The following is a 21,933-nucleotide window of genomic DNA, read 5'->3' as shown; positions in this document are numbered from 1 at the left end:
GTTCACCACCGCCGTGTTCTTGCCTTTGATCACCGTGCCCGGTTCGATCACTAGCACTTCGCCATCCTCAACGTACACATACTCGTTGAGAACGTAGGTGTTGGTCCGATACCACGTGTTCGTGCCCGCAACCATCGACGTGTTGAACACCTGCACGGTGTCCGCCATCGCCGCGGCTGAGCCCAAACAAGCAGTAGCAACCAAGGAACTCAATAACTTCTTCATAGTCCTATAATTGTTTCTTTTGATGGTTTTGGTCCGCAATTTACCGGCACAGGATGCGACAGGCTCATTACGGAAAAATCTCGTTTGTGTTACGAAACAGTGAAACCGGCGGGAGATTTTTCCCGGGTTGAAAAAAGGCGCTAAAAAACAACCGGTTTAAGGATGGAGCCGAAAATGCAGACGTTGATTTTTATCAAATTTCCGGCTGCCCGATATTCAACCTCAATAATCCACGGAAAGGGCTATCCCAAAAACGCGCCCTTTGCGGTAAGCGCTATAAATCTTGTCGCCTGGCTCTGGCCCCATCGTTTTCTTGGTCAACGGGTCGAACAGATTCTTGGCTGAAAGTTTGAGCTTCATGTGCTCGGTGAGCTTTTGCGAAATCGTCAAATCCAAGGAAAGCGGCGGATGCTCATAAATATCCGGCCCCTGTCCCATCGCAATGGTGATCCGCTCGGAAACATAGTTCATCACCAGCGTCACCGATGTCCCTGATTTACGGTTATCGTAAGAGATGTCGGCGTTCAGGATCATGTCCGATTGATCATACATCGGCCGGGATGAAGGCGTGGCGGGATCGATCTGACGCTTGTTGATCAGTTCCGCCTCGCTCAAAGGCACATCAGATATGATATAGGCAAAGTTTCCGCCCACGGAAAAACGGTCCAGCAGGGGATCAATGAAATCGAGTGATTTGCGCGCCTCGAACTCGACACCATAGACTTGAGCTTCCTTGCGATTGATAAAAGTGATGATGCCGCCATCCAGCGTCTGGAGATATTTTTCGATGGGATCAACCAGATCCTTGTAAAAAAAACTGGCAGACAGGACTTCCCCAGGTTTCGGGAACCATTCCCAACGGAAATCGTAGTTATCTACCATGGCACGTTTGAGATTCGGATTGCCTTCCACGATCTCATCGCCTGTCTGGTCATAACTCCGATAGGGTGCCAATTCACGATAGGTGGGACGGGCGATGGTCTTTCCGTAGTTGAGCCGGAAGTTCATGTTGGTCGTCACCTTGTAGATTAGACCTGCCGCAGGCAGCCAATCCGCCTCATTGATCGCGGCATTCCGCGAACCCAGCGCCGCACTGGTACCCTTGATGCTCAAGTCCGTGGTCTCGAGGCGGCCACCGCCGATCAAGTGCCATTTTTCCGAGAACGCCAGATCCGTCATCAAATATCCGGCGTTCACATCCTGGCGGCCGTCGTATTTGCTGGAGGATCCTTCCACCAACCATCTTTTCAACGTTCCGTTGGGATTAAACCCGATGTTCGGATCGGATAAAAAATCATTGGGATACGTTTCCGGATCGCCCGCCTCAAAAGAAGACGCTTTGTTGTACTGATAAGTCCGCTCGCTGAATTTTCGCTGGGAGATGGTTTGATAAGCACCCCATTTCAATTCTGTCGTATTGCCGGCGATCAGATCGAAAGGATGGGTGAAATCCAGTTTCAATGTGTGATTGTCCTCTTCCAGATAACGGAAATAACGGGACGGATTGGTCGGCTCCGGCAGCGCATTGTTATTGAGGAGCAGAGAGTATCCGCCACTGCCATCGGGCGTGGCAAAAAAATTAAAAAACCGCAGATCCGGCTCCTCTTGGGAGGTGGAAGCCAAAGTGGCCAGCCAGTCAATCTTGGTATTGATGCTTTCCGTCAAATCATGTCCGCCCTTCAACTGGAATGCGCGCAAGTTTCTTTCCGTGTAATGAAGAGTATTGAGATATAGGCGGGTGTCCGGATCGAACCCGGCGGTGAAATCCTGCCCGACCTGCCTCCGGGCAACATCCTCGGCGGATTGATTGTACAGGAAGTTGAAACCGATCTCATGCTCGGGCGCCAGCTTGTAGGCCAGGTTGACCACAGAACCCCATGAAACTTCTTCCGAACTGCGCGTGTCCTTCAACTCTGACTTGGGAGTAAGACCTGCGGAATATCTCGCATTGATGCCATCACTGTAGTGGTTAAACTTGCGATTGTACGTTACCCCCACAAAATATCCGAACGGACGGTTTGCGACCTGAACCGTATCTCCGTGAGAAAAGGAGAAGCTGTTCTCAAGCCCTGACGTACCCTTGACCGGCCCCAATTGACGGGAACCGAAAGCGCGGGTCAAAGCCTCAAGCCGGGCATTGGCCGCCAGCCGGCTGGCCGTCGTGCCGCCGAACACGGGTGGAGGAACGGTGCCATTCTCCAATTCCTCAGGCAGCGACCGGATTCCATCATCGAAGGCCGCCCAATCCGTTTTTCCACCGTCATAAGTGAGGAATTCGTCGTTCAAACCCGCCTGGGTATTATAGGCCACCCCGACCGAAAAACTCGTGACCATCTTTTCAGGAAACGACTTGGTCGTGATGCCGATCGCACCACCCGTAAAACTGCCCGGCTGATCTGGGGTAAAAGTTTTGGTGACCGAAACACTTTCAATCAGGCTCGCCGGGAACAAATCCAGCTGCGCGGATTTCCTGTACGGATCGGCGGTCGGAATCTCGGCTCCGTTCAAGGTCGCACTGGTATAACGGTCGCTCAGACCGCGAATGACCGCCGTCTTGCCGTCCACTATGCTTGCACCGCTGATCTTGGTGACGATTTCAGCCGCATCGCTCACCCCGGTCCGGGCGAACTGTGCTGACCCGATTGAGTCCATCGCCACGACGGCATTCTGCCGCTCCAGCATCAGATTGGCACCTTGGTCCAAAATCGGCTCCGCCACCGCCTCATAAGCCTCCATCTCATAAAACTCCGGCTTCAACGAATAGTCCGCCGGGGTTTTCTGGCCGGCCGCCACCCGCACATCCCCCAACGTGGCCTTGGTATAGCCCGACCGGGAAAATACGATCGCATAGTTGCCGGGCGGAATTTTTCCGACCGTGTAGTTGCCTGCGGAGTCCGTGGTGGTGCCCAGTGTGGTGCCGCGCACCAGCACCGTCACACCGGCCACAGGGCTGCCCTGCCAGGAATCCACCACGCGACCGGATACAGCACCGGTATTCTCATCCTGCGCCCGCACCACCAGTGGAAAAACCACCAGCAGCAGGATCAGAAAAAAATGGCGCAATCCGCCGCCCGGTACAGATGAGGCGTTGGTGTTCACTTGGCTTTTGTTTTCAGTGTCCCTTGATCCCTGACATCAAATCAGGCCCCGCTGGACTGGCGAAGCATGCGTTCCACGGCTTCCAGATAGCGTTGCACACTGTCGCGCGGCTTGAGCTTCTGGGCTTTGCGCAGTTCATCCACCGCCTGGGTATATCTCTGCTGTTTCACTTTCACCTGGGCCTTCTTCACAAAAGCGTCCGCCTCGAAACCCTGTATCCGGCCGGCAAGGTCAAATCGGAACTCGGCCTTTTCAAACTCCTGATTTTTCAGGTGATGATCTCCCACCATCAGCAACGCCTCGCCATCCAGCGGGTTCTTCTCGATGACTTTCTCGAGCACCTTCACCGCCTGGTCAGCATCACCTTTTGCAAACGCCGTCTTGGAAGTCACCTTGAGCAGTTTGAGATCGTCCTCGGCGGAAAGTTTGTCGCCATGGATCGCCCGCACCTTTTTCACCAGCAGGTCGGCCTCGTCAAAGGCGCCGCGCCCCGCGAGGATCGTCGCCGCACGCACGGTGCGCTCCGCCTTGCCCGGCTCTTCCCGGTCAACGCCTTGGAGATATACTTCGAGTGCCAGGTCTTTCGCATCCTGGCTCATATAGATGTCCCCCAGAACCATGAGCTGGCGGAAGTCGATCTTCCCGAACTTCCGCAGGATCTCGTAATTCACCGCCGCGCTGGCATAGTCTTCCTGCTGCGTGAAGATGCTCGCCTGTAGCGTCCACAAGCTCACGTCATCGGGAGTCTTGAGCAGCATCTCTGCCACCATGCGGTTGGCCTCGGCAAACTTGCTCTGGCCCAAGAGGCTCTTGATGAGTCCCATCTTCCAGTCCTTGTGCTCCGGCATGAAGATCATCGCGTTGCGATAAGCCGCTTCTGCCGGGAGATAGCGCTCGCCATTCATGTAACAGTAACCCAACAATCCGTAGATCTGCCCGTCCACACCGCCCAGTTCCACGGCCTTGGTGAACGGCTTGATAGCCTCATCAAACTGGCCGGCACGCACATTGGCCATGCCGAGATTCTTCCAGGCCCGCAGGAACGAGGGGAATTTTTCGATCGCCTTTTCAAGATGGGTGATCGCGTTCGTGTTCTCGCCGTTCTGCAGCAGGATCGTTCCCAGCGTGTAGTCGAAAATGGGATTCGCTTCCTCCGTGAGATTGGTGGAGATCATGTAGGCAGCCTTGCTGATGTCCTGCGCCATCACCTGCGAAAGCTCGCGGTAGAAGTTCACCTCGTTGGTCTTCGTCTGGTCGAACTTCGGCTCCACATCCGCCTTCACGCCGTAGCCGCCCAGGAAGCTCTTGACGAACAGCGGGTCCTGGAACGCGCCGGCCAGCGGGTTGTTCGGGTCCACGGGCTGGGCCTGAAACTTCATGGCCGGGATGGTGGCAGCGGTCTCAGCCGCCGTTACCGGCGCTTTGTCTTTGTTCTTGGCGGCCGCCTGCGTCACGGTCGTCACAGAGACAACCAGCAGCAGGGCGAACAGGCGTATCATTTCATTCCGTTTCATGATGCAAAAATTCTTTGACCGTCAGGATGTCGCGATGGAGAAGCGGATCGGTTGACGGATATAGGTTTTCACCGGCGCACCTTCCTTGGTGCCGGGTTTGAACTTCCACTTGCGCACGGCATCGAGCGCAGGCTTCTCGAATTCAGGGCGGGAAGAGTTTTCCACGCGGGGATCTTCCACCCGGCCCTGCTCATCCACCACGAACAGCAAAATCACCTGCCCTTCCACCTTGGCTTTCAGAAGGTCACGCGGATGCTGTGGCGATATCTGCGCCACCGGTACGGGCTTCTGATCCAGGTCTTCCATGCTGAAGATCATCTCCTTCATGGTATCCTGCGGGTTGTCTCCACCAGGAGTCATGATCATACCCGAAAGAAATCCACCACCCCCCACGGCCACATCTGCCGTGAGCTGGTCAATCGTCATGGGCTGTGCCTCCGCAGGGGCCAGCTCCGGAGGAGGCGGTTCGTCCTTTTTTTCCGGCGGGGGAGGAGGTTCAGGCGGCGGTTGGTTCTCCGGCGGAGGCGCATCCAGCGAACCGATTTTTGTCAGATCCACTTTGTCCACCTTCGCTCCCGAGATCATCGTGGTGAACGGCAGCAGGAGAAACAGCAGAAAGGACAGGCCCACCGCTCCGGCCACAGGCCAAAAACGTCCGCCAGAAACAGGAGGTGGTGTGAAAACCTTGCGCATGGAATTGGATCAGGACTTGCCCTTGGCCGAGGCAAGGCTGACATTCTTGGCTCCGCCCAGTTTGCACTCATCGATCACGCGCACCAGCATGCCAGCCTGGGACGCCACATCTGCCTGGATGATCACCGGCATGTCATCCCGCGTGGTGAGACGGCTGACCAAGGGCCGGACTCCGGCGATGCCGATCTCCCGCCCACCATAGACAATCTGGTTCTTGGAAGTGATGGCGATGAGGATGCTGTTCTTCTCCAGTTGCTGGGCCGAGGCGGCCTGCGGCTTGTCCACATCCACACCGGTCTCCTCGACGAAAACGGTGGTCACGATGAAGAAGATGAGCAGGATGAACACCATGTCGATAAGCGGCGAGATGTTGATCTCAGACAGCTCTTCGGTATCAGAAAGATTACGGCGGAACTTCATGTGGTAGCTGGATTGAGGCCTGAGTCCGCGTCCATCGCAGAATCGTTGGCCGTCTGGGCATCATCGTCATCATCCAGATCGGAGCGGTGTTTGAACTGGAGAACGGTGAAACTTTCCAGGCTGGCCAGAAAACCTTCGTATTCATCCCGCTTTCGCTTGACCATCGCCGTCAGAACAAAGCCCGGCAGCGCGATCAGCAGGCCCATCTCCGTGGTGATGAGGGCCTCGGAGATGCCGGCGGAAATGGCATCAATCGTTTTGGTCCCGCTGCTCTGGGCGATGGCCGAAAAGGTGGCAAGCATGCCCAACACAGTCCCCAGCAGTCCCAGCAGGGGCGCAACATTCACCAGCACGTTCAAGACCGATATCTGGCGGTTGATGGCCGGAATCTTGGAAGAAACCACCTCCGAAAAACGGTTGTGTATTTCATCCTCTGTCTTCACCTCGTCCTGGGTATAACGGATAATTTCACCGATCTCTCCTTCGGCTTTCGCCGGATCGATCACCCACTGGCGCCATTGCTTCTCCGTGATGCGCGAATGCCCGCGGCGGCTGAAATAGGCCAGCATAGATGCGCCCAGCCCGTAAATATACAGGCTGACCAAGAGCAGCGGAATCATGGTCCAGCCGCCCGCCACCCAGATGTGGATGATTTTTTGGATAAGTGCTTCCATATCGTTCAACATTCACTGGCCGCAGGTCACTTCACCGGTTCAGCCGGTATCTGCTCAGGCACGCCGTTGATGAAGGCGACGGACATCTGTTCCATGTCTCCCATGATCGCCTTCACCTTGCGGGACAGAACTGAATGGATCAGCAATGCGGGAATCGCCACATAAAGCCCCCACTCCGTTGTGATAAGAGCTTCCGAGATGCCGCCGGAAAGGGTCTTCGGATCGCCCGTGCCGAACACACTGATCATGTTGAACGTGGTGATCATGCCCGTCACCGTTCCCAAAAGGCCCAACAAGGGAGCCGTGGCGGCCGTCAGTGCGATGAAAGGCAGCATCTTCTCCAATACTGGTTTCACGTTCAGCATGCGCTCATACAAGACTTCCTCGATGTATTCCTTGCTTTCCTGGGCATGGGTGACCGCCGTGGCGAGAAGCTGTCCGGAAGGGCCCTTGATTGTTTCAGCATGTTCCAGCGCGCCCTGCTGGTTGCCTTTGGTCAGGCGATCAAGGATGAGCTGCAAATCCCGGCGGGAAGCCATGGGTATGGAGGTCAACTGGAACCACTTGATGATACCCACAATCAGTGCGGCCAAGGCGATGCCCACGATCGGATACATCACAAAACCACCCTTCACGATGTGCTCGATGAAACCGTCCTTCGTCGCTTCAATTTTCAACGCGTTGCCCAACGACGCATCCAAGGGCAGGCCGCCGCTGCCCGTTTCCACCACTGTCTTGATGCCGCCGGTAAGCGTCGGATCCAGACTGATCACCGCCGGCTCCAGCGATCCCACCTGCCGATCAACCAGGCCTCCGCCTTGTGCCGACGCAAAGATGGCCACCGGACCAAGCAACGTCACTTTGCCCTTCTCCTTGACCCCGGATGCCCCCAAGACGCTTGCGTCAAACGTGTGACCGCCGCTCAAATGATTGAGACGTTCGATGGCACGGTCCACGAATCCCATTTGCAACTCCAGGCGCGACTGGATCGAAAGATCGGGATTCTCCGCCTTGAGCCGGACCTCGCGGGATTGATCGGCATAGACCTGAAGCTCGCTGATGTGCAGACGTGACTCGAACAGACTGGAGAATTCCTGCAGCAGCCCGTTCAGGTAATCCAGTTCCTCCCTCTTCTTCTTGACCTGATCCTTCAGGACGTTCAGATCCACCAGTTCGTTGTCACGGGAACGCTGGGCTTTTTCATAGTCTTTGCGCTTGGTCAGCACCGTGTCTTCGGCCTTGCTCAAAGTCTGGGCGATCGGTATCCGCTCCTCCCCCACCTGTTTCTGCAAAGCAGAAAGTTCGGTCAGCGCCTTTTCAAGATCGGCCTTGGCCGAACTGGAGACAGAGTTGAAATCCTGGGCTGAAACACCCAGCGTGAGGCCAAGCCCCAACAAGCCGCTAAAAAAAACGTGGCGAAATTTCATGGAAATCATTGGATCTTCACCGGCAAGGTGACAAAGCTGACAGGTTGTTCGCTCTCATGGATGGCGATCACCTTGATGATCGCCGGAGCCAGCGAGGGCTCATCACTCCACTTCCAGCCTTCCGCTGAAGGCAGGCCCACCCCGGCGAGCTGGCCGGATTTGTCTGCGTAGTAGGCTTGGGCCAGGCCAAGATACATCGTGCGCACCTGCACTTCGGCACCCGCTGCGTTCTTGCGCAGCTCGCTGACCACGGAAATGGCCCCGTTGAATTTGTCCGCCTCGGCGAGAATGGCGACCAACGCCTGCATCCGCTGACCGGCAGACAACTTCGTCGCGGCCGGATCTTCAGGGATGCGCTTCACGAAACCGTCCAGCTTCTCGGCGAGCGGAGGCGGGAACGTCTTGGCAAGTGTCACCGTTTTCTTCTCCAGATGGTCCAAAAGGCTTTTGACCCGCTCGATCGCAATCTTGTACTCGGCCTCAAGTTTCTGCTGCTCCGCTTGTTCTTTCCGGGCCACTTCATTGCCCGTGTCCACCTTGGCGATGAGCTCATCGAGATTCTTGGACTCACGCTCGAACATCTTGATGGATTCCTGCAGCAACTCCCTCTCCGCAGCCCAATCGGCCCGCAACTTGGAGGTCATCTGGCGTGTCTCCACCCATTTCTGCAGGGCGCTGCGCGTATCAGCGATCTGTTCCTGCGCGTGCCCGCCGAGCGTCACGGCGAACCCGCATAAAAATCCCAGAACCGCAGTGTTCCATTTCATGGTCATTGATCAGTAATGTTTCCCGGGCACGCGCCCAAGTCCGACCACATTAGGGGGAATGGATGACAGAAAAATGACGGGAACGTTACGATTCTGTTACGCGGATCAGGGGAGGTTTATGAAGCATATTCTCCTTACCCCAAAGAAAGCAAAACCTCCGGTGCCATCAGCATCGGAGGTTTGCAGGGAAATAAGGCCGCACCGCTCTAGCGCCCCAGACGCGTTCTCATCTTCTCCATTGTCTCATCGCTCAAAAGCCCGGCCGCTTGCAACTTTTCTGCGTGGTCGAGTTGCCGGTCCGTCACCTTGTCGGATTTGCTCCGGTTCACCGAGCGCGGCAGCATTTCAAGATTGGCAAGCTCATTGCCCACTTCCGGTGCAATGCTGAAAGGCACGATATGATCTATCTCCACAGCCTCGCCGACATAGGCTCCGTAAGTGACCTCAGCCGCATTGCCCCGCTTGAGCTTCTCCAAATTCTCCGGGGTCAGCAGACCTAGCTGCCGGGCGATCTTCCAGTTGCGCATAAGCGCATCACGCACCAACTCCGCCCGCATCCCCCCTTCTCCGTTCAATCTTTGCGCCCACTCCACCGCGCCTTCTGGCGAACCGCCCCGGTCAAACGCCTCGTGCATCCAGAAAACGATCTTGTTAAGCCGCGGATTCGCTCCGCGCTCACCCAAGGTGGCCAGTTTGGCCGGATCGCTCAGGTTCGCGATCGCGAACACCGCCTGTACTGGCGTGAGCTGCCAGACCAGCCCCAGCACAGCAGCCAGCAGGACACCAGCGATCGTCAGTTTCTTTTTCTTGCGTGCCATCGTGTTCACCTTCCCCGGTCCTTGTCCGGCGTCAACTCCACCTGCCATCGCGCGACGACATCCTCCGGCCTTCCGCCCTGCTCGCGCATAGTGCGCAAGCTCAGCGCATCATTCCGTTTCGCCAATCGCACGCCCTTCTCATCCATCAACAAGGGGCAATGATAAAATGCAGGCGGCACCCATCCCAAAGCCCGGTAAAGCAGTATCTGCCTTGCCGTGGAGACCAATAAATCCGCACCCCTCACCACTTCGGTGATGCCCATTGATGCATCATCCACCACCACAGCGAGTTGATATGCCGGCACATCGTCCGGTCGCCAAATCACGAAATCTCCGAAATCTCTACCTGCCACATACTCCTTCAATCCGAAGTGGCCATCCACAAAGCGGATCACTTCGCTGTCGGGAATGCGAAAGCGCCAGCACGGTTTGCGCGTTGTTTCAAGTTTCTGGCTTCCAGTTTCGATCTGTGGTGATTCGGAACCATCATCGACATCCGAGCGCGTCAACCCGAAACCGGTCCCCTTCGGGCGGCACGTTCCGGCGTAAATCGCCTCCTCATCCTCCACATGCGGTGCCCTTGCAGAAAGTTGCACTTCTTTGCGCGAGCAGTAGCAAGGGTAGGCATGTCCGCTGGCGATCAATCTTTGCAACGCCTCCCGATAGGACTGTGTCCTCTTGCTTTGATCATAGGGCGCATGCGGACCACCGATGTCCTGGCCTTCATCCCAATCCAGCCCGAGCCAGCGCAGATCCTCCATGAACGCCTGCACGAACTCAGGCCGGCTGCGCTGCGGGTCCAAATCTTCATTTCGCAGAATCACCTGACCTCCTGCCGTTCGCGCTCTTTGCCAAGCCACCCAAAAAGTCCGCGCATGCCCCAGGTGGAGAAAACCGGTGGGCGATGGGGCGATACGTCCACGATATGTTGCTGTGGATGCCGCACTCATGCGCCTCCTCCTTCGTTCCGCCACCATTCCGAAAATCTCGGCAACGCAAATGACAGTCGCGCTTGCGCCTTCGCACAATCCAGACTGGTGTCCGGCGATCTCGGCGCACCTTGATACGTCCTCAGCGAGGTCGCGCTGATCTGCTCGCGGTGCTCTGGAAAGCGCTCGCAAATCAATTCACCGGTTTCCCAGCGAGAAAGCCTTTCTGCTCCGGCCACGTGGTAAACACCTTTCGCCCTTTGTTTCGCCAGTTCCCACACAGCCCGTGCCGTCTCCGCTGCCGGGATCGGTGTGCGGAACTCATCCGTGAACAGGTTCAGCATTTTCCCCGCGCGCAAGCTCACCAACATCTGCTCGTCCATCCCTCGATCTCCTTGCAGGGATGGTCCGGCATTGAGCGATGTGCGGATCACCGTGTGGTGAGGATTCCTCAGCACATGCCGCTCAGCCAGCACCTTCGTCTCCGCGTAAACGCTCAGTGGGTTGGGTGCATCCGTCTCGACATAACCGCCCTTGAGCCCGTCAAAAATCAGATCTGTGGAAAAGAAGACAAAGGATATGTCCATCGCCAGATCGGCCAGAAACTCTGTCACCTCCACATTCAATTTTTGAGCCAATTGCGGATTCGCCTGGCATTCTGGGCTGCGGCTCAGTGCGGCACAATGGATGACCAGCCGGGGGCGCTCTTTCTGAAACGCGGTGACCACTTCTTTAAAATCCGTCAAATCAAAATCGCTCCGCGTAACGGGCCGCACCTGCCAACCAGGAACACTGCTGCCCGCCTGCCTGACCAGATGGCTGCCGATCAAGCCGTTGGCACCGGTCACCCAAACAAGGTTGTCCGCCCTGGGTGCCATCACTTCATTGGTTGCCCGCTGCGGGAGCATTCGTCTTCACTGGCGCAGCAGGCAAACGCCCGATCCACAATCCGGGCGTTCCTTCCCGCCACACAAGCCCGGGAGGTGCTGCAGTAGCACTGCCACCGCGCAAGATCATACGGTCCTCGGGACGCATTTTTCTGATCCAAGGTTCCAGTGCCCGCGTATCGCCGTAATTCCATTGATAACTGCGGAATACATTCAAATCTTCCGGCGGCATCAAGGCCGGCTCAAAGCCCAAGGCATAACGCCAGCCGGCACTGGGATTCTGATAAAACGTCTGATAGAAGACCGTCATGTCGGGGCTGTAGATGATACCGCCATCGGCTGGCATCAGTTCCTTGATCTCGGGCTTGCTGGCATCCAAAAAGACAGAATTCAGATGCAATGTCCACCGGCTCCCGACATCGTTGATCATGTTTGCATAAATGGCCATGCCCAGAAACGCGGAAAGGGCAAGGTTGCGAAACGAATCCGCAGGCAGAAGTTCTTCGAGGATGGTTTCGAAATTCAAGGCCAGCCAGACCATGGTGGCCGGCACGCCCCAATCCGACCAGAAACGACCGACCTTGAGACCGAACAGCCAGCACAAGACGACCAACAAGAATAATGGGTTCCCAAAGATCGACGGCCATTGTCCGGTGACAAGTTTGCGGGCAAAGATCGCCAGCACGATCATCATCACGAAAGTGAATACTCCATCCGAGGGCTGAAACTCGCCCGCCAGCACGCGTTGAACCGTATGCTGGCCGAATGCCTGCCCGGCGATCTGCACTGCTTGTAACAGATAGCCCACGGGATGCCCCGTCAACAAACCGCCAAGAAAACTGCCAGCCAGCCAGCAACCCGCCAGAGCCATGGCATTACGCCACCAGCTGGCCAACACCAGCGCCATCACCGGCAGAACAAAAAGATACCATACCCCGTGTGCCCACACAGCCAGCGTGATGGCGGCCACGGTGATGCCCCAAAGCAATGGCGGACGCAGGCCATTGTCCTTCATCTGCAGCCAGAGAAAGCAAATCAGCATCAATACCGCCATACTGAGCACATAGGGGCGTCCGGTAAAAAAACGCGTTGCCAAACCTTGGTTCGCGATCAACGTCACCAGCAACGCCGCCAGCCAGGCTTCGCCTCGCTTCAGCCGGAACACCGGCAATATGGCGAACACTGTGAATAAAAACGTGACCGAAAAAGCGATCAAGGCCTCCTGCTGCCAGCCCATCGCCTTGTGCAGCAGCGTGAGGATGACATGCCAGCCAAAGTTGTGATCCAGTCCGAACTGGGGGTTCAACACCAGTATCTCTGTCCACGGTTTGCCATTGATGGCCTTGGCCACATGCCGCAGCGCATCATCGTATGGCAGATATCCCATGCCCAATATTTTCAAGGCGATGAAAGGCATGAGACATACGCAGAGGCATTTGATCAGCAAGGGCACTGCGCGGTGACGCCTGTCTGGGTGCTCACTCATGAATAAACTTCCGTTCCCGGCTGGAGTATAAAGGATATCTCATTCTCTGAGACACATTCTTGGAAGCGATGCAGACCGTATGGTCAAGGACCACCTGCGCGCCACATCCGTTGAAGCCACGCTTCTCCCGCATCCATTCTGGGCAACTCGATTTCAATCGAGGCTGTTAGACGCGATGAATGCTCCAAGGTCAAGGACAACACACCTTAACGCGGGGAAGGCGGTACGGGAGACACGGCTGGTTTCTGGACAGGCCGCCCGATCCACCGGTCGGTTGCCACATAGTTCCACTCAATGCCCGGCAGTTCTGGAGCCATACGAATACCACCGATGAACACCAACCGGTCTTCCGGGCGCAGTTTGTCCAACCATGGCTGATAAGTCCGCGGGTCGCCATCGTTCCACTGGATGTTGCGCAGCGTTTTAAAATCATCCGGCTGCATCAGCGCCGGCTCGTAGCCAAGCGCATAACGCCAGTTTGCGTTTGGATTTTTGAAGAACGTATGATAAAACACCGTCATCTCAGGGCTGTAGATGATACCTCCATCATCAGGCAACCAACCTTCAAGTTCCTGTTTTTCAGCCGAAATGAAATCTATCTTCAACGATCTGGTCCAACGGCTCTCATAATCGTTAAGGCACAGGAATAGCAGCGAAGCGAGCACACAGAGGCCCAGCTTGGCCCGGCGTAAAGATTGAAACGGCACGCGTGAGCCCGCCATCTCAATGAAACTCTGCGTCAGCCAGACCCACGTGGCGGGCAAGCCCCAATCCAGCCAGAAGCGGCCCACTTTCAAACCCAGCACCCAGCCCAGCACCACCATCACAAAAATCGGATCGCGGAAAAACGCTGGCAGACGTCCTGCCAACCACGTCCGCGCCACCGCAACGATCGCGATGAGCGCCACGATGGGAAAAACACCGTCGGTAGCCTTGAACTCGCTGACAAGGACGTGTTGATATGTTTGCCCGCCTAAAGAATACAAGGCGTGCCGGACAGCACCGGAAAGGAACTCGACGGGATGGCCCGTCAATACCGCAGCCAGTGCGCTGCCGCCCAGCCAGCACAGTGCCAGACGTTGTGCCGATTGAAGACGCCCTGCCAAGGCAAACGCCAGTGCTGGCAATACAAACAGATACCAGGTCCCATGAACCCAAACGGCCAGTCCCATCAATCCAACACTCCAGCCTAACCGGAGCTTTTGCTGTCCAGGTCCCAGATCATCGCGCGTCCAGGCGAGAAGAATGAATATGAGTACCGCGATGGAAAGAAGCAGTGGCCTGCCCAAGGTCAGGCGCATGATGAAATGCGGCTGGGAAATGATGATGGCCAACAGTGATGCCAGCCATAGCTCCGGTCTCTTCACCATGAACAACGCTGGAACTGTCACGCAGAGGAAAAGAAATGCCACGGAGAACAGCACCAGCATCACCTGATTCCAGCCAAGACCGGCATGCAGCGTCTTCAGCAAGACATGCCACCCGGGGTTGTGATCCGCCACCATCGCCGGATTCAGCACCAGTATCTGATCCCATGTCTTCCCGCTCACCGCATACGCGGCATGGCGCAAGGCATCGTCTTGGGGTATGAATCCTTGACCGATCGCGGAGATGACTATCCAGAACAGCACTAATACTGATCCGCCGGTCAACAAACCGGGAACCCGCCGCTCCCACTCCTGCAAACGCTCAGCCAGCGGATCTTGCGGATTGGTCGCCATGCGTTAAGGAAGTGCTAGTCGATGAGGCGTTTGGTGATGTCACCATACGCATCGATCCGGCGGTCGCGCAGGAACGGCCAATGCGTGCGAGTGACGTCCACCTTGCTCAAGTCCACGGGGACGATGAGGTTCTCCTCCTTGTCCACGCTGGCTTTCGAAAGAATCTCTCCCGATGTACCGGCCACGAAGCTCTGCCCCCAGAACTCCAAACCGTCACCACCGATGGGTTGTTCCAAGCCGATACGGTTCACCGAAGCCACATAACACCCGTTGGCCACGGCATGAGAACGCTGGATCAGCTCCCAAGCGCCGTGCTGACGCACTCCATACTCCGCCTTCTCGCTCGGATGCCAGCCGATGGCCGTCGGGTAGAAAAGTATCTCCGCACCTTGCATCGCAGTCAGGCGCGCGCCTTCCGGATACCATTGGTCCCAGCAGATGAGCACACCGATCTTCGCATACTTCGTCTGCCACGCCTTGAACCCCAGATCACCCGGCGTGAAGTAGAACTTCTCGTAGAACATCGGATCATCCGGAATGTGCATCTTCCGGTAGATACCTAGGAAAGATCCGTCTGCGTCAATGATCGCCGCCGTGTTATGATAGAGGCCCGAAGCGCGTTTCTCGAAAAGCGAGGCGATGATCACCACCTTATACTTTTTGGCCAGCTTCTGGAATGCATCCGTGCTTGGTCCCGGGATGGATTCTGCCAGCTTGAAGTTCGCATGATCTTCGTTCTGGCAGAAGTAGTAGGAGCGGAACAGCTCCTGGGTACAGATGATTTGCGCACCCGCTTTGGCCGCTTTTTCAACGGCAGCGAGCGTCTTTTTCAAGTTCGTAGCGGGGTCGGCGACGCAAGACGTCTGCACGAGTCCCAGCTTCACCACGGAGGAAGAGGAACGACTCATTTTCACTTACACGTTCTTAGAAGCCATGTGGGCCGTGCGGTCAAGGACAACCGTACCTCCACGCGTATGATCCACCACGACTGGTGCGTGGTTCTGCCCAAAGAGTTCACGGATGAAGCGACCCAAGGTCTCATTCGTAGGACCATAACCTTGGTCGTAGATATAGTGTTCCAACTCTTCAAGCAGCTCTTCGGCCGATTGATGCCGCTTGGCCAAGTCACGTTGGAAGCACTTTTGCAAAATATTGTTCAACGGATCATCGATACGTGAATCCAACTGGCGGAAGTCAGGGATGGGCATCGTCATCACGCGCTGGCGCGATTCCTCCACCGAGTTACCCTTGAAGATATTGTAACCGAGCAACAGAAAGGACAGCACCACACCTACAGAGAACACATCCGAGCGCTTATCTGTGATGCGGAAATCCGCCTGTTCGGGGCTCATGTAATCAGCCTTGCCCGCCACGACTTCGCCTTCGTTATCCACCAACAAACCACGCGCCTTGGCCACACCGAAGTCTGTCACCTTCACATCACCCTCAAAGGCGATCATGATGTTCTTCGGGTTGATATCGCGGTGAACGATGCCCAAGGGCTTGCCATCACGATCCGCTTTCGCATGCGCGTAAGCAAGACCACGGGCGATGCGGCTGGCGATAAACACCGCCAAATCCCTTGATAATGGCCGTTTTTTATCCACGAGCTGCTGTGCGAATTGCTCCAAGTTCACCCCGCGGATCAACTCCATCGCGATGAAATAGATGCCGCTGGCCTCGCCCAATTGATAGGTCTGTACGATATTCGTATGGATAAGATCCGCGACGAGCTTGGCTTCTCCGACGAAATTCTCGATGAACTGCTTCTGGTTGGCGTAGCTCTGGCGAATGACCTTGATGGCGACCCGCTTCACGAAATCGCGCGCACCGTGTTGCTCGGCTTCATACACAACACCCATGCCGCCCTCGAAAATCTTGCGGACAATTTCGTATCGAGTGTCACCTTGGATGGTAAACAGGCTAGCCACATGCGCATCTTCCGCATTCATACAGCCAAGTCAAGCTCCGCAGCAGTTACAAAAAAACAGCGTAAACCCGCGATTTTCTTAACTTTTCTGCTTGCGCCATTTGCTTGTGACTATTTAATTACGCCCAAGTCGCAAGACAATTCACCTAACCCAATAACTAAAACACACGCTTAACATTTATGGCTAAAGCACTGACCAAGTCGCAAATCGCCGCCGCTCTCGCGGAGAAGGCTGAGATCTCCAAGAAGCAAGCTGTGGCTATCCTCGAAGAAATCGCCGCCCTCGCTTACAAGCAGGCCAAGAATTCTTTCACCCTCCCTGGCATCGGCAAGCTGGTGCTCGTGAACCGCAAAGCTCGTATGGGCCGCAATCCGGCTACTGGCGAAGCGATCAAGATCCCTGCCAAGAAGGTCGTGAAGTTCCGCGTGGCCAAGGCCGCGAAGGATGCGATCCTCGGCGCGAAGTAATCTTTACTGACCGCGACTTTGGCGCTCTGGGCAACCAGAGCGCCTTTTTCTTTTCCGCGATTTGTTAAGTCGTCAATGGTACTGAATCGCAGCCCGCTTTACGTTTCACCTCTTTTGCCCCTCTTTCGATATTGGGCGTTAGGAGTCGGCTGTTACCCTTTCTGCATTCTTCTTTCTTAATTCTACATTCCTTCCTACCCCACCAACGCCTTGATCACATGCGCTTCCTCCACCCCCGTGAGCCGCTGATCCAGTCCCTGATATTTGTAGCTGTAGCGATTATGATCCACGCCTAACAGATGCAAAATGGTCGCGTGGAAGTCCCGCACATGCACCGGGTCTTTCACGATGTTGTAGCTAAACTCATCCGTCTCACCGTAGATCGTCCCGCCTTTTGAACCGCCACCCGCCATCCACATCGTGAAACAGCGCGGATGATGATCGCGCCCGTAGTTTTCCTTCGACAAACCACCTTGGCTGTAAATCGTGCGACCAAATTCCCCACCCCACACGATCAGCGTGTCCTCAAACATCCCGCGTGCTTTCAAATCTTGGATAAGCCCATACGTCGCTTGATCGATGTCCTTGCACTGCATCGGCAGACGTCCCGCCGCATTCGAGTGATGATCCCAGTTGTTCAGATACACCTGCACAAAGCGTACACCTCGCTCCAGCAAGCGCCGCGAGAGCAGACATGTCGCCGCAAATGTCCCCGGCTTCTTCGCCTCATCCCCGTAGAGCTTGTAAGTAGATTCGGGTTCGCTCGCGATGTCCGTCAACTCCGGCACGCTCGCCTGCATACGGAACGCCATCTCGAATTGCTGAATGCGCGTATGCGTCTCGGGATCGCCCACCTGCTTGAAGTTCATCTCGTTCAACTTCCGCAAACCATCGAGCTGCTTGCGACGCAACTCCTGCGGCACACCCGGCGGATTATTGATGAATAAGATCGGATCGCCACTGCTACGGAAGGAAACACCCGCATGTTCTCCCGGCAAGAAACCACTCGACCACAACCGCGCCGAGATCGCCTGGATCTGCTCCTTGTTCGTCGGTTCTGCTACGAGCACCACAAACGTCGGCAGATTGCTGTTCAATGCCCCCAACCCATAACTCACCCACGACCCGATGCACGGACGGCCCGAATTCATGTTACCCGTCTGCATATGGCAGATGGCGGGCTCATGATTGATCGCCTCCGTGTGCATCGAGCGGATGAAGCACATGTCATCTACACACTTTGCCGTTTGCGGGAGGAGTTCCGTCACCCACATGCCACTCTTGCCGTGTTGCGCGAATTTGAATTTCGAGGGCGCAATCGGAAACCGCGCCTGCCCGCTCGTCATCGTCGTCAGCCGTTGCCCTTTGCGGATGGACTCTGGCAAATCCTTGTCATACCACTCCGCCATACCCGGCTTGTAATCATACATATCCATCTGTGATGGCCCGCCTACCATGTGCAGATAGATCACGCGCTTCGCCTTCGGTGCAAAGTGCGGCAATTTGTCAGGCAACTCACTCCCACCCGCCGCCCATGTGGAGAACTGGCTGCCCAACAAACTCGTCAGCGCGGCGAAACCCACCGCATTCTTGCCGCGCGAAAGAAACTGCCGCCGCGACTCAGACTTTAGGTAATCGTTGAAAGGGTTCATAACGTCTTACTTGTTCAACACCTCATCCAGGTTCATCAACTGATTCGCCACCATCGTCAGCGCCGCCACCTTGGTGGCATCCAGCGTCGCGTCCGGCTTCGATTCACCGAACGTCACCAGCTTCTTTGCTTCATCCGGCTTGCCTGTGTAATATTCCAGCGATTCACGCAACGTCTCCTTCACCACCGAGCGCTCCTTGCTCGCCAACGGACGCGCCAGCACCCGCTCCGCCATCAGTGCCACGGCTTCATTCACATCTGCGGGATGCTGTTTCAGCGCCGTCTCCGCCAGCTTGCGCGCCGCTTCCACGAACTGCGGATCATTCATCGTCGCCAGCGCTTGGAGTGGCGTGTTCGTCCGCTCACGACGCGTGCAGGACACTTCGCGACTCGGCGCGTTAAACACATCCATCATCGCCGGTGGTGCCGCGCGTTTCCAGAAGGTGTACATGCTGCGACGATAAAGCGCCTCGCCGCTGTCTCGCTTGTAGTTGCGCGTATTGCTCTCCGGCATCGCCACCGCTTCCCACACGCCCGGGGGCTGATACGGCTTCACGCTCGGCCCACCGACCTTCTCTACCAGCAACCCGCTCGTTGCCAATGCGTAATCCCGCACCATCTCCGCATCCATGCGGAAGCGCGGCCCGCGGCTCAAATACCGGTTCGCCGGATCACGTTGCAACTTCACCGGCGTCGTTTCCGCGCTCTGCCGATACGCCGCCGATGTCACTATTAGCGTGACGAACTTCTTCACATCCCAGCCGCTCTCGCGGAACTCCACCGCCAGCCAGTCGAGCAACGCCTGATTTACCGGCACCTCACCCATCACACCGAAATCTTCCGATGTCTTCACCAGGCCTGTGCCGAATATCTCCTGCCAGAAACGGTTCACCGTCACCCGCGCCACCAAAGGATTTTCCTTCGCCGTCATCCATTGAGCCAATCCCATTCTGTTACGCGGAGCACCTTCAGGCAGTTGATTCAGGAATGCGAAGGGGGCTGCCTCAACTTTCTCGCGTGGCTGGTCGTACTGTCCCCGGAAAAGAATATTCGCCACCGGCATCGTATCCTTCTTCTCCATCTGCACATGCGTCACCGGATATTTCAGCCGGATGCCTTCCTTCTCTTTTTCTAAAGCCGCCAAGTCTGTCTGCGCTTGCTTAAATGGCTCGTAACGCGTGGCGAGATAGTAATCAAAGATCGGCTTCTTCTGCTCCGCCTTCCATTTGTCCAATGGCGTATCCAGCAGCTTCTTCAACGTGGAGAAATTCGCCAGCGCGGAAACCTCCGCTGGATTCAACTCCCGCGCATACAACCGCACATCTTGCAGCCCCACCCCGTCCAGATGCGCCCCCTCGCTCCGTTGCGCGAATTTGAACGGAACCTTCGTGCGGATGGATTCCGTGATGCCCTTGCTGTTCTCCGGCTCCAGCGGTTGCAGTTCCCCATCCACGAAAATCTTCACCCCTTCCAGCTTGCCGGAACCGTCGTAGCTCACGAAGACATGCTGCCATTTATTCTTCTTCGCCGCGCGATTACGCGTCCTCAACTTGATCGCGTTCTCCGGCCATTGGCTCACGATGTGCGTGGCGAACTGCCCCTGCTGTATCCACAAGTCCCAGCCGCGATAATCATTCTTCTCATCCATGCGCGAGAAGATCGCCGCCGTTTCGTTGTAATCCTTCGGCACGAACACCCACGCGCCATAGGAGAACGGTTGCTTGTGATCGAAATCACCCGCCTGCGGAAACTCCACCGTCACGCCTTTCTTCAAGGCGATGCCCCGCGTCGGTCGTCCCTCCGGCGCCAGCTCCAGGCTGCCCTTCGGCTGGAACTTCTGTTCCTTGCCCAGCACCACGGCTGTGACTTCATTCGTGTTCCCGTCATCCAGATCCGCCTGGAATGCGATGTCCTTGGCGGACAGTTCCCGCTGGATGTCTTCCGCCTTCAATCCGCCCACCCATTTGGCGAACTGCGGCTCTGCCTCCTTGCGCTTCGCTTCCACATTTTTCTTCGCCGCCTCGATCGCCTTCGGCAATTCCTGCCAGCGCGCATACTCCTTTGCATCGCTGATCACCGTGATGCTCGGGTTCGAGTCCTTCACATTCCCATCCAGCCCACCCTGTTGCGTGTTCCGGAAGAACGCCGCCATCGCGTAGAAATCCTTTTGCGTCACCGGATCGAACTTGTGGTCATGGCACGCCGCGCAATTCGCCGTCAGCCCCAGCCACACCCAGGACGTCGTGGACACGCGATCGTTCGCATAGTTCGCCAGATTCTCATCCACGATCGTTCCGCCCTCATTCGTCGTCATGTTGCAACGATGAAAGCCCGTCGCGATTTGCTGATCCTGCGTCGGATTCTCCAGCAGATCACCTGCGAGCTGTTCGATCGTGAACTTGTCGAAAGACATGTTCTGGTTGAACGCCTTGATCACCCAGTCGCGATACGGCCACATCTCGCGATAATTATCGAAGTGCAACCCATGCGTGTCCGCATAACGCGCCGCATCCAGCCAATAACGCGCCCGATGCTCGCCAAACGCAGGCGATGCCAGCAACCGCGCCACCAGCTTCTCGTAAGCATCCTTGGATTTATCCGCCACGAACGCCTCCACCTCTTCCGACGTCGGCGGCAAACCCGTCAGATCCAGTGTCACGCGCCGTGCTAAAGTCCGGCGATCCGCCTCTTCCGCCGGCTTCAATCCCTTCTCCTCCAGCTTCGCCATTACGAAGGTATCGATCGGATTCTTCGCCCACTTGCCATTCTTCACCTTCGGCAATTCCGGCTTCTCCGGCGCGATGAAGGCCCAATGATCTTGCCACTTCGCCCCTTCCAGAATCCACTGCTTGATCAGCTCCTTCTCACCCGCCTTCATCACTTTGTGGGACTTGACCGGCGGCATCACATCATCCTCATCCGTCGTCGTGATGCGTTGCCAGAGCGCACTGTCTTTCGGATTCCCCGCCTTCACCACCGGTCCCTCGCTCTTCGTCTCTTTGAAAATCCCGGCCTTCGTATCCAACCGCATATCCGCCTTGCGCGATCCCGGGTCCGGCCCATGGCAAGCTGTGCAATATTCAGACAACAGCGGCCGGATATCGCGATTGAACTCCACCGCGCCCTTCCGCGCTTCCGCCGCCTGAGCCGTAACACCACTCGCCAGCAACACTGCGAGCAGCGCCAACTTCTTCATCACTTGCCGATTCCCACTCATACTCATG

Annotated in this window: 18 protein-coding genes; 1 reads left to right on the top strand and 17 read right to left on the bottom strand. The window is 56.4% G+C overall.

Annotated features, from left to right (window positions below):
• From VGH19_12145 to VGH19_12075, 15 genes are all read right to left on the bottom strand, one after another.
• Positions 1 to 225, bottom strand: a 225-nt coding sequence (locus tag VGH19_12145; GenBank protein ID HEY1172115.1) for a T9SS C-terminal target domain-containing protein, incomplete at its 3' end; no start/stop codon positions are given.
• A gap of 222 nt (positions 226 to 447) precedes the next feature.
• Complete coding sequence (locus VGH19_12140) at positions 448 to 3,324, bottom strand: TonB-dependent receptor (protein ID HEY1172114.1); 2,877 nt, start codon at positions 3,322 to 3,324, stop codon at positions 448 to 450.
• Between the two features lie 41 nt (positions 3,325 to 3,365).
• Positions 3,366 to 4,838: a tetratricopeptide repeat protein gene (locus tag VGH19_12135; protein HEY1172113.1), complete on the bottom strand. Its 1,473-nt coding sequence runs from the start codon at positions 4,836 to 4,838 to the stop codon at positions 3,366 to 3,368.
• Positions 4,839 to 4,859: 21 nt separating this feature from the next.
• Complete coding sequence (locus VGH19_12130; protein HEY1172112.1) at positions 4,860 to 5,531, bottom strand: TonB family protein; 672 nt, start codon at positions 5,529 to 5,531, stop codon at positions 4,860 to 4,862.
• Between the two features lie 9 nt (positions 5,532 to 5,540).
• On the bottom strand, positions 5,541 to 5,951 hold the full coding sequence (locus tag VGH19_12125) for a biopolymer transporter ExbD (protein ID HEY1172111.1): 411 nt from the start codon (positions 5,949 to 5,951) through the stop codon (positions 5,541 to 5,543).
• Complete coding sequence (locus tag VGH19_12120; protein HEY1172110.1) at positions 5,948 to 6,625, bottom strand: MotA/TolQ/ExbB proton channel family protein; 678 nt, start codon at positions 6,623 to 6,625, stop codon at positions 5,948 to 5,950. The genes VGH19_12125 and VGH19_12120 overlap by 4 nt, the downstream gene beginning before the upstream one ends.
• Positions 6,626 to 6,651: 26 nt before the next feature.
• Positions 6,652 to 8,052 (bottom strand): MotA/TolQ/ExbB proton channel family protein, encoded by a 1,401-nt coding sequence (locus VGH19_12115; protein HEY1172109.1) that lies wholly within the window; start codon positions 8,050 to 8,052, stop codon positions 6,652 to 6,654.
• A 5-nt stretch (positions 8,053 to 8,057) separates the two neighbouring features.
• Positions 8,058 to 8,819: a DUF3450 family protein gene (locus VGH19_12110; GenBank protein HEY1172108.1), complete on the bottom strand. Its 762-nt coding sequence runs from the start codon at positions 8,817 to 8,819 to the stop codon at positions 8,058 to 8,060.
• Between the two features lie 206 nt (positions 8,820 to 9,025).
• Positions 9,026 to 9,637 (bottom strand): hypothetical protein, encoded by a 612-nt coding sequence (locus VGH19_12105; GenBank protein HEY1172107.1) that lies wholly within the window; start codon positions 9,635 to 9,637, stop codon positions 9,026 to 9,028.
• Between the two features lie 5 nt (positions 9,638 to 9,642).
• On the bottom strand, positions 9,643 to 10,587 hold the full coding sequence (gene gluQRS, locus VGH19_12100) for a tRNA glutamyl-Q(34) synthetase GluQRS (GenBank protein ID HEY1172106.1): 945 nt from the start codon (positions 10,585 to 10,587) through the stop codon (positions 9,643 to 9,645).
• Positions 10,584 to 11,444, bottom strand: a complete 861-nt coding sequence (locus tag VGH19_12095; protein ID HEY1172105.1) for an SDR family oxidoreductase — start codon at positions 11,442 to 11,444, stop codon at positions 10,584 to 10,586. The genes gluQRS and VGH19_12095 overlap by 4 nt, the downstream gene beginning before the upstream one ends.
• Before the next feature lie 4 nt (positions 11,445 to 11,448).
• Positions 11,449 to 12,939, bottom strand: coding sequence for a hypothetical protein (locus VGH19_12090; GenBank protein HEY1172104.1), 1,491 nt, complete (start codon positions 12,937 to 12,939; stop codon positions 11,449 to 11,451).
• 206 nt (positions 12,940 to 13,145) lie between these two features.
• The gene (locus VGH19_12085; GenBank protein ID HEY1172103.1) at positions 13,146 to 14,660 is read right to left on the bottom strand and encodes a hypothetical protein; all 1,515 of its coding nucleotides are present in this window, start codon (positions 14,658 to 14,660) and stop codon (positions 13,146 to 13,148) included.
• A 14-nt stretch (positions 14,661 to 14,674) separates the two neighbouring features.
• Complete coding sequence (locus VGH19_12080; protein HEY1172102.1) at positions 14,675 to 15,568, bottom strand: carbon-nitrogen hydrolase; 894 nt, start codon at positions 15,566 to 15,568, stop codon at positions 14,675 to 14,677.
• Between the two features lie 6 nt (positions 15,569 to 15,574).
• On the bottom strand, positions 15,575 to 16,612 hold the full coding sequence (locus VGH19_12075) for a serine/threonine-protein kinase (GenBank protein ID HEY1172101.1): 1,038 nt from the start codon (positions 16,610 to 16,612) through the stop codon (positions 15,575 to 15,577).
• Positions 16,613 to 16,770: 158 nt separating this feature from the next.
• On the opposite strand from VGH19_12075, the gene VGH19_12070 reads away from it, so the two are divergent.
• On the top strand, positions 16,771 to 17,058 hold the full coding sequence (locus tag VGH19_12070; GenBank protein ID HEY1172100.1) for an HU family DNA-binding protein: 288 nt from the start codon (positions 16,771 to 16,773) through the stop codon (positions 17,056 to 17,058).
• 194 nt (positions 17,059 to 17,252) lie between these two features.
• Here the strand turns inward: VGH19_12070 and VGH19_12065 are convergent, their stop codons facing one another.
• Both VGH19_12065 and VGH19_12060 read right to left on the bottom strand, forming a co-directional pair.
• On the bottom strand, positions 17,253 to 18,710 hold the full coding sequence (locus VGH19_12065) for a DUF1501 domain-containing protein (protein HEY1172099.1): 1,458 nt from the start codon (positions 18,708 to 18,710) through the stop codon (positions 17,253 to 17,255).
• 6 nt (positions 18,711 to 18,716) lie between these two features.
• Complete coding sequence (locus VGH19_12060) at positions 18,717 to 21,926, bottom strand: DUF1553 domain-containing protein (GenBank protein HEY1172098.1); 3,210 nt, start codon at positions 21,924 to 21,926, stop codon at positions 18,717 to 18,719.
• Positions 21,927 to 21,933 lie beyond the last annotated feature (7 nt).

Source organism: Verrucomicrobiia bacterium (assembly GCA_036405135.1).
GTDB lineage: Bacteria > Verrucomicrobiota > Verrucomicrobiia > Limisphaerales > JAEYXS01 > JAEYXS01.
This window is presented reverse-complemented; position numbering and strand designations above follow the sequence as displayed.